Raw genomic sequence first — 10,578 nt, 5'->3', positions numbered from 1 at the left:
TTGAAGGCACGGTCCACATCCAGCGGATACAGCTTGTCCATCGGGACACCGTCGGCCAGCAGCGCGAACTCCAGCTCCGGCAGGTCACCGTCCGGACTGCACATCGAACGGCCGCCCTGGAACGCCCTGGTGTCGAAGAAGTCCGCCCACGACTCCGGCTTCTTACCGCCGAAAGCGTCCGTGCGGTACGCGATGCACTGGCCGTAGAAAGCGTGGCCGATCGCATACTCGGTGACCTGCTCCTGCGGGATCTTCGCGCTCTTCACGCTCTTGACCCGGTCGAGGTCCAGCGCTTCCAGAGCATCCTGCTTGACGTACTTGGTGTGCGACATCATCGAGTTGTTGATGAGGTCGCACTGCGGGCGACCCTGCTTGATCTGCGCCAGCAGCGGAGCATCGTCCAGGTTCAGCACCTTGACGGCGATCCCGGTCTCCTGCGTGAACGGCGTGTAGATCGCCTTCTGCAGCGCCGCCCCGTAGGAACCGCCGCTGTCACGGACGACCACCGTCTTGCCGCCCTTGCCACCGCTGCCGCCGGCCGACCGGCTGGTGCCGGTGCCGCAGGCGGAGAGGGAGGGAAGGGCGGCGAGGGCGGCGAGGCCGCCAGCTCCGCGCAGGAGCGCTCTACGACCGATCTGGGCATCACTCATGGCAATACTCCTCATCTGGGGACGCGTGGGACCAGCTGTGCGGGGGCTTTACCTCGCGGGTGGGGGGGGGTGGGATGGTGCAGGGTGGCGAACGCGGACAGAGCACGCCCGCTTGCGTCGCCGATCGCCGCTTCGGGCGCGTGTTCACCGTGGATCAAGTCCCCCGACGACCTTGTCGTCGGAGCGACGCCGGCTGGAAGACCGGGTGAGTAGCTGCGGGGAAGCTGGAGCCGTGACAGGCGGTGACCAGCGGGGGTGGGGGCGGTCCTCACCAGAGCCGGAACATGAGGGCTCTCGTGAGGGATGAAGCAGAGCCGGGCCTGCGGCTGAGGGACGGGCCGAGCGGTGCATCGGTCCTGGCGACGTTGCTCAGCAGGTGGCTTGGTGGCTTCGCGAGAGATCCCGAAGACAATCGGGGCCCGGCATCGACATCACATCACGGTCACGTAGATCTTGCGTACGGTTTCGATGGTCTTCCAGACGCCGACGAAACCCGGCTTCATGACGAAGCTGTCGCCCGCCTCGTAGACCACCGGCTCGCCGCCTTCGGGGGTGAGTTCGACGAGGCCGGAGAGGATGTGGCAGAACTCGAAGGTCTCACCCTTGATCGAGCGCATCTCGCCGGGCGTCGCCTCCCAGACGCCCGTACGGATCGACTCCCCACGGGCGACGTCCTGGGCCCAGGTCCTGAAAGTCGGGTTGCCGGAAATCAGGCGCTCCGGGAGCGGGCCGGACTCGCGTGGCGCGAAGGACGGATTGGTGTCGATGGCCTTCAAGAGCGACATGTCTTTCCTTTTGAGCTTGAGAAGCTTGAGAAGTTGGTAGCCGCGACCACGGTCGATGATCGCGGCGTGCGCGAGACTCGTGATCGTGCGGTCAGGCCGCGATCGGCGGTCGCCCGAGGCAGAAGGCGAGACGGAGAGCAGGTCGTTAGCCCATTGCTGGTGGTGATGCCAGCAGGGGTGTTCAGGAAGCGGTGTACCCGCCGTCGACGGTCAGGACCGATCCGGTCACGTACGACGACTCCGACGATGCGAAGAAGAGCACCGCGTCAGCGACCTCTTCGGGGGTGGCGAGGCGTTGGAGCGGGATCGTGCTCTCGCGCTCGCGGCGGTAGCCCTCGGGGTCGGGCCTGCGCTGGAACGCCGCTTCGATGATCGGGGTGGAGGTCAAGCCCGGAGCGACGACGTTGACACGGATGTTGCGCGGAGCCCATTCGATCGCCGCGCCCTTGGCGAGCATGATGAGGCCCCCCTTGGCGGCGGAATACAGGACCTGCCCGGACATGCCGACCATGCCCAGCCGTGAACTGACGCAGACGAACGAGCCGCCGGCCTCGGGCATCAGCGGCGCGAAGTGCTTCATCACCAGGAACGCGCTGAGCAGGTTGCTCTCGAGCACGTTCTTCGCGTCGTCGTAGGCCATCTCGGTCAGTGAACTGCTGGCCTGCAGGCCGTGATTGAGGACGACGACATCGACGGTGCCGAGAGACTCGGCGGCCTGCTTGGCCAGGCTCTCGACGAACGCCTCGTCGTTGAGGTCTCCGGGAACGTACAGGTCGTCGGGCTGAGCGCTGTCGAGTCGCTCCCTGCGGCCGGTGAGCAGCAGCCGCGCGCCCTCGCGGCGGAAGTGCGAACTCACCGCCTGTCCGATGCCGCTGCTGGCACCGGTCACCAGGGCCGTGACGTTGTTGAGTCTCATGTCAGGCACTCCGTTACGGGGGAAGTCGGTCGGGTTACGGACTCGGCCACGAAAATCTCGTCCATGCCGGTCAGTTGAGGAATCCGCGGGCGTCGACCGGCCAGCGCTGCAGCGACGTGCCCGTGCTGTCGGTGACGATCAGTTCCTCGAAACCGAGGACGACCGGGCACACGTGGTTCGGCACCACGGGGACGACGGTGCCGACGCTGGGGCGGAACTCGCCGTCCGGCAGCGGAAGGAACCCGTGGTACTCGTTGACCTTGGACAGGACCGCCTTCGTGCCGGCGATGCCGCCGTAGCCGATCTCGGGGCTGCCTTCTTTGCTAAGGGCCTTGTTGCCCACATCGAGGATGACCTGGCCGGGGACCCAGTCGCTGACCACGGTCCCGGCGACGAACAGCGCGATCTGGTCCTCCGTGCAGGCGCCCAGCCGGGCGTTGTTCAGATCGCCGAAGACGTACTCGCCGGGACGGATCTCGGTGATCACGCTGCTGGTGGAGAACTCGAGGGTGGGAGTGGAGCCGGCGCTGACCACCTCAGCGGTGACCCCGACACCGGCGAGGCTGCGTACCGCGGTGGTGAGTGCGGCCTCCTGGTCCTGCGCGGCGCGCTGGCGAGCGTCCCGGCCGGCGCAGCCGTGACCTGGATAGGTGAAGACGCCCACCGGGACCAGGCCGCGCTTGCGGGCGGCGAGCGCGAGATCGCCCGCGGCCTCGGGCGGCGCCCCGGAACGACGGGCGCCGCAGTCGATCTCGATCACGACCTGCAGCCGGTCCGGTTCGTCCCCCATCGCGTCGGCGAGGGCCTCGATCGCCGCGACGTTGTCGGCGCCGACCCGCAGCCGGGCGGACTCGGCGAGCCGACGGATCCGGGGCTTCTTCGATCCGACGGCCCAGATCGGGTAGGCGAGGAAGATGTCGTCGAAGCCGGCCGCGGCGAAGACCTCGGCCTCACCGACATTGCCCGCGGTGATCCCGACCGCACCGGCCTCGATCTGACGGCGCCCGATCTCCACACACTTGTGCGTCTTGACATGCGGCCTGACCTTGAGGTTGTGCTGGTCGGCGAAGCCCTGAACGCGGTCGATGTTCCCCTGCATGACGTCGACCAGCACGATCGGCGCGGGGGTGTCGATCCGCTCGACCAGAGCGTCGAGTGCTCGTTGCAGCCGGTTCACGCTGCCCTCCTTGTGGTTCTGCCTGGAATGACCGAGGGGCGCGGGTGCTGACTCCCCCTGGATGCCGAACGCGCGCGGCCCGCGATATCGCGCGCACTGGCGTACACCGCCGTCGGGCCCGCCCTACGCAGCGGTGCAGACCATCTGGATCTCGACCGGACTGTTGAGCGGCAGCCCGGCGACACCGATCGCGGTGCGGGCGTGGCGTCCGTTCTCACCCAGTACCTCGATGAGCAGTTCACTGGCCGCGTTGGCGACCTGCGACTGCTCACCGAAGTCCGGCGTGCTGGCCACGAAGACCAGCATCTGCACGATCCTGACCCGGTCCAGGTCGCCCACCGCCTGCACAGCGGCAGCGAGGCAGTTGAGCGCGGCATGGCGCGCGAGTGACCGCGCTGTCTCGAGCTCGACGTCCCGGCCGACAGTGCCCTGCCCCAGCAGCCAACCGTCCTTGTAAGGCAGCTGGCCCGAGATGTAGATGCTGGAGCCCACGGTCCGGTGGTGCACGTAGTACGGGTTGTCGCGGAGCTCCGGAAGGGCCAGACCCAAGGCCTGAAGCCGATCGGAAGCCGAGTCGGTGTTCGCTGCCGAAGTCACGGACTGGCTCATCGCGCCACCTCCGCGGACGGAACAGGGCACATGCCACACATGCCCACGCAGTTGACCCCGAGAACCCGCTTCGCATGAATCTTGATCATCTGTACTCGGTTCTCCTCTCGAGCAACAGTGGCGACATAACGCCTTATGGTGACTTAAAACCGCCAGGCTATTGTCGTTTGTCGACCATATGGCTGGCCGTCGAGCACTGTCAACAAAAACTTCAGCCTCGACGCGGCCTCGGAACACCACGTGCGGCTGGACCCGCCGCCGCTGGACACGACGGTCGACGCAGGGACCCGGCTCACCGGCCCATCGGGTTCGGCACGGACGAGCATGTGCAGGCCTACAGCGACTGGCTGCAAGCCCGTGATGACGAGCTCGGCAACGGCGTCGCGTGGCGACACTGGCTGGACCCGTTCAACGGCAGGAAAAACGCCGCCGGCGTCTAGGCGGATCCGACAGGAAGACGACCGTGACGCGGGGGTAACTCGCCCACGAACGGCGGAGGTTGACCGCGCCATTTCCTGCCGATAGGCAAGTACGGCCCCTACCCTGAGCGGCTGCTGAGTGAGTTCGAGGGTGCGATGTGGCGGTTCAGGGCAAGGGCCGGGAGCGCGCGGTGGAGCGGGCCGGGGAGCTGTCCGCCGCTCCCGGGGCGGGCCGCAGAGAGGTGAGCTGCCCGGCGAGTTCGGGACTGGCCGACCGCCTACGGATGTTTGCAGGTCGGGAGGAACGCCGGTCTCTTCACCGCACTACCGGAAGGCATGGCCGCCGAAGTCACCCGCCAGGGCAAGACGGACTTGTCCGGCGGTCAGCGTGGACTCCACGACCGCCCCTGCCCACCACGGCGCACCGGGATGATCCGATAAAGACGTCATGGAGCCTCTTGGGGAAGCTACCGCCGAGCAGGAACAAGCCCAGCCCTGCGACATCCTGTCCCCCGCGGTCGCGCCTCCAGCATGGCGCACCGAGCCGTGGCCACAACTGAGGCCCGGACGCTGCGGCAGTGATCAGGGACGGCGTCCGGGCAGGCCGAGAACGCATGCTTCACGCAGGCGGCATGGCCTCATACGTGCCGGGGCGTGCGTTCCCCTGAGTCTCCCGTCTGGGCTCCCAGCCCCATGGGGAAATGGGCCGCCAGTTCCTTGCGGAAGGCGTCGGTGTCGCCTTCCAGGGCAACCGCGGCCAACCTCTCGTGCTCGACGACCAATTGCTGCGGGTCGTCGCTGTAAGTGCGGTGATCGACGCTGAGGTGGAGGCGCAGCTTGGTCTCCCAGCCGCTCCAGAGACTCTGCAGGACGCCGTGCCCCGAGAGATCGTAGAAGAGCCTGTGGAATCGAAGGTGCGCGTCGATGCTGGCCGGGATGTCGCCCTTCTCCATCGCCCGGCGGAGATCCTCGACGGTCTGCAGCAACTGGGGCCGCTCAGGACCGCGCAGTGCTTCGGCCGAGAGCTCGGCGGCGTACGGCTCGACACGTAGCCGGACCGAGTCGATCTCGGCGACTTCCCGAGCGCTCACCTCCACGACGAAAGCCCCACGGTAAGGGATCTTGACGACGAGCCCTTCCTCCTCCAGCTTGGTCAGCGCCTCGCGCAGCGGGGACCGGCTGATCCCGAGATCAGCGGCGATGTGCGCCTCGCGCAGCTGGCCACCGGGAGGTACGGTCCCATCGAGGATGGCGGCACGCAGTGTGCGGTAGACGCCGTCCGGCGTCGTCATCCGCTGCTCCTGCCACTCGAACTTGTGGTCCACCCCGTTGCCCTTCCTCGGCGCTTGTCGACCACTTGGTCGTTTGTCGACTATACCTCTGCCGGTACATCCACACCTCAACTTGACTGTCTGGCACAGAGCTCCCTGCGCCGAACCTGCGCACGTCCGTTCCCGCGAGTGGACCAAGACCTGATGGAAGGGCTCGCCCGCCCTCACCCTCGACCTCGACCTCGACCTTGACCTTGACCTCGACCTCGACCTCGACCTCGACCTCGACCTCGACCGAGAGCCGATTGCGCCCGGCCCGGCGGATCACCTCAGTCATACGGAAGGGGTTCAGCGCCGAGCCTCTCCGAGGCACTTCTCTGACACTGTTGACAGTCGAGACCCACTTGGTCGACAATCGACTAAAGAGATGGTCGACAATCGACCAGCGACAGGCTGCTCCACTGAAACACTAGGAGGACCGGTGGGATTCGACATCAAGCCCAAGTTCGTGACGTTCGACATGAACGGAACGCTGATCAAGTTCAGCATCAACGACACGATGCGTGAGGTCCTGGGCGACCGACTGCCGGCCGAGGTCGCCGATGAGTACCTGCGCATCTGCAAGGCGTACCGGATCGACGAGTGCACGGGCGCGTACCAGCCGTTCCACCAGGTCGTCGCGCGTTCCATGGAACGCGCCTCGCGCAGCGTCGGTCTCGAGTACCGCGAGGACGAGGCGCGGGCGGTGTACGAGACCATCCCCACCTGGGGCCCGTACCCCGGTGTCACCGAGGCGCTGAACCGCCTGGCCGAGGCGGTCCCGCTGGTCATCATCACCAACAGCGACACCGCGCACGCCGTGCGCCTCGCGGAGAACCTCAAGGCCCCGTTCGCAGACGTCATCAGCGCCGAGGAGATGGGCGTCTACAAGCCGCGACTCCGCGCCTTCGAGTACACGTTTGACAAGCTCGGCGTGACGCCCGACGAGCTCGTGCACGTCTCCGCGAGCCCCATGTACGACCATCGCTCCGCGGCGATCATGGGCATCAAGAACAAGGTGTACATGGACCGCGGCTGGGAGCACGACGAGCACTGGCTCGGCTACGAGCGGATCACCGACATCGCCGAGCTCCCGGTCCTCTTCGGCCTGCCGCGCCCCTGATGCCCCTGACGCCCGAGCTGAGAACTAAGGAAATGATCCACAGCAAGGCGGTGGCGGTGTGAGTCAGCCCCTGCCTCACACCGTCAAGGGTGACTCGGCTTCAGAAAGGCTCCAGGCCCTGGGACTGAAGCTACCCGTCCTCGCCGGCACCACGTACCTCGTGCCCCACCGGACGGTGGGCTCCACCATCCACCTCTCCGGCCAACTCCCCTTCAAGGACGGCGAGCTGCTGGGGAGGGGCGTTGTCGGCCGGGACGTGGAGCTGGAGACCGCGCAGGAGCTCGCGCGCCATGCCGCGCTCAACGCGCTCGCCGCCGCCGTGCAGGCGGTGGGCGACCTGGACCGGGTCCGGATCGTGCAGATGCTGGTCTTCGTGGCCAGCACGCCGGACTTCGGTCAGCAGTCGCAGGTCGCCAACGCGGCCAGTGAACTGCTCATCGAGGTACTGGGTGAGAACGGACGCCATGCCCGCACCGCGATCGGTGTCGCCGGGCTGCCTCTCAACACCCCTGTCGAGATCCAGGTCATCTGCACCGCTGTGTAGCGGCGAGCCACTCATGAGCAGTGCGGCGGTGGCTCGGCTTCAAGATGCACGCGACGCCCTCGGCCAGCACGATCGACACCCCGGTGCAGATCCTGCTGGCCGACGCGATGCAAGACAGCGTCGGCCGAGTCGTCGAGGCGTCCTTCCGGCGCAGGTACGACCCAGAGGCCACCCGCCGTGAGCGTGAGGGGCAGATCCCGCTCCAGCGCCTCGCCACTCCCGAGGAGATCGCCGACGCCGTCCTGTTCCTCGCGTCGTCGGAGTCCTCGTACATCACACCGGGGCAACGCAATCCGTCGACGGCGGCCACACCGCCTTCCAGCAGCGGCCCACGCGGTTCCCAGAGACAGATGAAGGACACACCATGAACGCCCTTGCGGCACCACCCCGAAACGGAGAGCTCGGCTTCTGGGTGGCCCAACTGGCCGACAAGAGGCCCTCGTTCCCCCGCTTCACCGGCCAGGACTCCGTCGACGTGGCCATTGTCGGCGGCGGCTACACCGGCCTGTGGGCGGCGTACTTCGCCAAGAAGCTCGAACCGTCACTCTCGATCGCCGTCTTCGAGGCCGAACAGGTGGGCTACGGCGCATCAGGACGCAACGGCGGCTGGCTCTCGGCGATGCCTCCGGGAAACCGTGCCACCTTCGCCCGCGTCGGCGGAGGGCTGGAGGCGAGCCGGGCGCTGCAGCAGGAGTTCGTCGCCGGTGTCGACGCGGTCCTGGACATCCTTGAGGCCGAGGGGATCGATGCCGATCAGCACAAGGGCGGAGCGCTCATCGCCGCCCACACGCGGGCGGGGCTGGGCCGGCTTGCCACCCGGCGTGATGCCGAACTGAAGTACGGGCTGACCGACGACGAAGTCCACCTGCTCGACCGGGAGGAGTTCCAGTCCCGGATCAACATCTCCACCGTCCACGGCGGGCTCTTCTACAAGCACTGCGCGCGGATCCACCCGGCGAAGCTCGTGTACGGCCTCGCCGACACCCTGACCTCCATGGGGGTCAGGATCTACGAGGGCAGCCGGGTGGACAGCGTCGCGGACAAGACCCTCACCCTGGCCGACGGACGCGTCACCGCGGCGAAGACGTTCATCTGCACCGAAGGCTATTCGGGACAACTGCTGGGCCGCCGGAGCCTGATCCCGGTCAATTCCTCGATGATCGTGACCAAGCCCCTGCCGGAGGAGGCGTGGCAGCAGATCGGCTGGAACGGGCCCCAGTGCCTCAACGACTCCGCTCACACGTTCATCTACTCCCAGCGGACGTCGGACGGCCGTATCGCCATAGGGGGCCGTGGTGTCCCCTACCGCTTCGGGTCCGGCACGGGGGGAGCCGGTGCGACCGCCCAGTCCACCATCGACCTGATCTCGCACAAGCTCAGTACCTTCTTCCCGGGCATCCCCTTCGAGGTGGAGCACGCCTGGTCGGGAGTCCTGGGCGTCACGCGTGACTGGAACGGCGGCGTGCACTGGGACCCGGCATCCGGGGTCGGAACGTCCACCGGCTACGCGGGACACGGTGTCACGGCGTCCTATGTCGGCGGCAGGACTCTCGTGGAGCTCGCCTTCGAGAAGGAAACCGAACGGACCACACTCCCCTGGGTGGGCTACCGGGCGCCGAAGTGGGAACCGGAGCCCTTCCGCTGGCTGGGTGTTCATGCCATGTACCGGCTCTTCGGTATCGCGGACCAGTGGGAAGAGCGCAGGGGCTCCAGCAAGACCTCACTCCTGGCCCGATTCGGCAGCCGCCTCGCCGGACTTCACGAGTAGACGAAAAGGAAAACTGCTCTCATGGACGCAAAGCTCGCAGTCATCGGCCTGGGCAGCATCGGGAGCATGGCCCTGTGGCAGGCCTCCCGGCTGTCCGAATCGGTGGTGGGCTTCGAGGCCGCCACCCCCGCCCACGGCCGCAGTGCCGTCGGCGGAGACACCCGCCTGTTCCGCATGATCTACCTCGGCAGGCCCGAGTACTACCCCATCATCGAACGCTCCCACGGCCTGTGGGCCGAGCTCGAAGCGGAAACCGGGCAGGAAATCCTCACCACCACCGGCGGCCTGTCCATCGGAACCGCGAACGGCAGCTACATCAACAGCCTCCTTGAGGCGACACGCATCACCGGAGCCGAGCACCACGTCCTCAGCCGGGAGGAGATGGCCGAACGCTACCCCCAGCACAACCTCCGCCCCGACGACTGCGCCGTCTACGACCCCCGCGCCGGCGTTCTGCGCACCGACCGCGCCGTCAGCGCCGCCGTCGCGGCGGCCCAGGCGAACGGCGCCACCGTCCTTCAGAACACACCCGTGGACAGCATCACCGAAACCGACCACGGCGTCGTCGTCACCTCGGGCGACAGGACCTGGACGTTCGAGAAGGTCATCGTCGCCTCGGGCGGCTGGTCCCGAAGGCTCATGCCCGACCACCTCAAGGCCGTCACGGAAACCCATCGGATCGTCCTGACCTGGTTCATCGCTCAGGACGGCACGCAGTTCTCGCCGGAGAACTTCCCCGCCTTCAGCCGGTGGTACGAGGATCGCTCCATGTACGGCGCACCCGCCGTCGACGGCGTGACGGTCAAGGCATCGGTGGACGGACCGCTGGCCGGGCGCGCACGGGCAACCCCCGACCCGGACGCCGTGCCCAGGGAACTCACCCGGGAAGAAATCGAGAAGGTCACCGAGATCGTCACCGAATTCTTCCCCGGCCTGATCCCCACCATCGCGCGCTCCGACGCCTTCCCCGACCTCTTCACCGAGGACAGGCATCCGCTCGTCGGCTGGCTGGATGAGAACAACAGCATCTACTGCGCCACCGGATTCTCCGGAAAGGGCTTCAAGATGGCGACCGGCTACGGCCACATCGCCGCACACGAGGCGCTCGGCAAGCAGACGATCCAAGGCCTGGACTTCGTGCGTCCGGACCGGTTCAAGACCAGGTAGCCACCAAGGCCCTGACCAGCTCTTTCGTAGAGACGCTTCCGCCTGGCAGAAGCCGCCTTGCGCGGCAACCACAGCCGTCAGGAACCTGTTCCCAACCACGGCACGCGGGG

At 67.2% G+C, this 10,578-nt stretch carries 11 protein-coding genes; 5 read left to right on the top strand and 6 right to left on the bottom strand.

What is annotated here, in order from left to right; genetic code table 11:
* From ACWD26_RS41695 to ACWD26_RS41670, 6 genes are all read right to left on the bottom strand, one after another.
* The coding region (locus tag ACWD26_RS41695) for an extracellular solute-binding protein (protein ID WP_451278586.1) at positions 1 to 650 on the bottom strand (650 nt) is incomplete at its 3' end.
* A gap of 431 nt (positions 651 to 1,081) precedes the next feature.
* Positions 1,082 to 1,435, bottom strand: a complete 354-nt coding sequence (locus tag ACWD26_RS41690; protein WP_451278584.1) for a cupin domain-containing protein — start codon at positions 1,433 to 1,435, stop codon at positions 1,082 to 1,084.
* A 181-nt stretch (positions 1,436 to 1,616) separates the two neighbouring features.
* A complete protein-coding gene (locus ACWD26_RS41685) occupies positions 1,617 to 2,351 on the bottom strand; it encodes an SDR family NAD(P)-dependent oxidoreductase (protein ID WP_451278582.1) in 735 nt (244 codons plus the stop codon).
* Between the two features lie 70 nt (positions 2,352 to 2,421).
* Positions 2,422 to 3,528 (bottom strand): alanine racemase, encoded by a 1,107-nt coding sequence (locus tag ACWD26_RS41680; RefSeq protein WP_451278580.1) that lies wholly within the window; start codon positions 3,526 to 3,528, stop codon positions 2,422 to 2,424.
* A gap of 123 nt (positions 3,529 to 3,651) precedes the next feature.
* Complete coding sequence (locus ACWD26_RS41675) at positions 3,652 to 4,137, bottom strand: RidA family protein (RefSeq protein ID WP_451278578.1); 486 nt, start codon at positions 4,135 to 4,137, stop codon at positions 3,652 to 3,654.
* 1,057 nt (positions 4,138 to 5,194) lie between these two features.
* Complete coding sequence (locus tag ACWD26_RS41670) at positions 5,195 to 5,881, bottom strand: GntR family transcriptional regulator (RefSeq protein WP_451278576.1); 687 nt, start codon at positions 5,879 to 5,881, stop codon at positions 5,195 to 5,197.
* Between the two features lie 427 nt (positions 5,882 to 6,308).
* Here ACWD26_RS41670 and ACWD26_RS41665 point away from each other — a divergent pair, with 427 nt between their 5' ends.
* From ACWD26_RS41665 to solA, 5 genes are read left to right on the top strand one after another with little or no spacing between them, the layout of a single operon-like run.
* Positions 6,309 to 6,989 (top strand): haloacid dehalogenase type II, encoded by a 681-nt coding sequence (locus tag ACWD26_RS41665; RefSeq protein ID WP_451278574.1) that lies wholly within the window; start codon positions 6,309 to 6,311, stop codon positions 6,987 to 6,989.
* Between the two features lie 58 nt (positions 6,990 to 7,047).
* Positions 7,048 to 7,533 (top strand): RidA family protein, encoded by a 486-nt coding sequence (locus tag ACWD26_RS41660; protein ID WP_451278572.1) that lies wholly within the window; start codon positions 7,048 to 7,050, stop codon positions 7,531 to 7,533.
* 20 nt (positions 7,534 to 7,553) lie between these two features.
* Complete coding sequence (locus tag ACWD26_RS41655; RefSeq protein WP_451278570.1) at positions 7,554 to 7,901, top strand: SDR family oxidoreductase; 348 nt, start codon at positions 7,554 to 7,556, stop codon at positions 7,899 to 7,901.
* Positions 7,898 to 9,301 carry an NAD(P)/FAD-dependent oxidoreductase gene (locus ACWD26_RS41650; RefSeq protein ID WP_451278568.1) on the top strand — a complete coding sequence of 468 codons (1,404 nt, stop codon included), beginning with the start codon at positions 7,898 to 7,900 and terminating at the stop codon, positions 9,299 to 9,301. Before ACWD26_RS41655 ends, ACWD26_RS41650 begins: the two co-directional genes overlap by 4 nt.
* A gap of 21 nt (positions 9,302 to 9,322) precedes the next feature.
* Positions 9,323 to 10,468 (top strand): N-methyl-L-tryptophan oxidase, encoded by a 1,146-nt coding sequence (gene solA / locus ACWD26_RS41645; RefSeq protein ID WP_451278566.1) that lies wholly within the window; start codon positions 9,323 to 9,325, stop codon positions 10,466 to 10,468.
* The last annotated feature ends 110 nt before the right edge of the window (positions 10,469 to 10,578 follow it).

This window comes from Streptomyces sp. NPDC002787, from assembly GCF_053592095.1.
This window is presented reverse-complemented; position numbering and strand designations above follow the sequence as displayed.

Excerpts from the sequence above, each read along its gene's own strand:
- ACWD26_RS41690 (WP_451278584.1), bottom strand. The coding sequence starts at position 1,435 with ATGTCGCTCTTGAAGGCCATCGACACCAATCCGTCCTTCGCGCCACGC.
- ACWD26_RS41685 (WP_451278582.1), bottom strand. The coding sequence starts at position 2,351 with ATGAGACTCAACAACGTCACGGCCCTGGTGACCGGTGCCAGCAGCGGC.
- ACWD26_RS41675 (WP_451278578.1), bottom strand. The coding sequence starts at position 4,137 with ATGAGCCAGTCCGTGACTTCGGCAGCGAACACCGACTCGGCTTCCGAT.
- ACWD26_RS41650 (WP_451278568.1), top strand. The coding sequence starts at position 7,898 with ATGAACGCCCTTGCGGCACCACCCCGAAACGGAGAGCTCGGCTTCTGG.
- solA (WP_451278566.1), top strand. The coding sequence starts at position 9,323 with ATGGACGCAAAGCTCGCAGTCATCGGCCTGGGCAGCATCGGGAGCATG.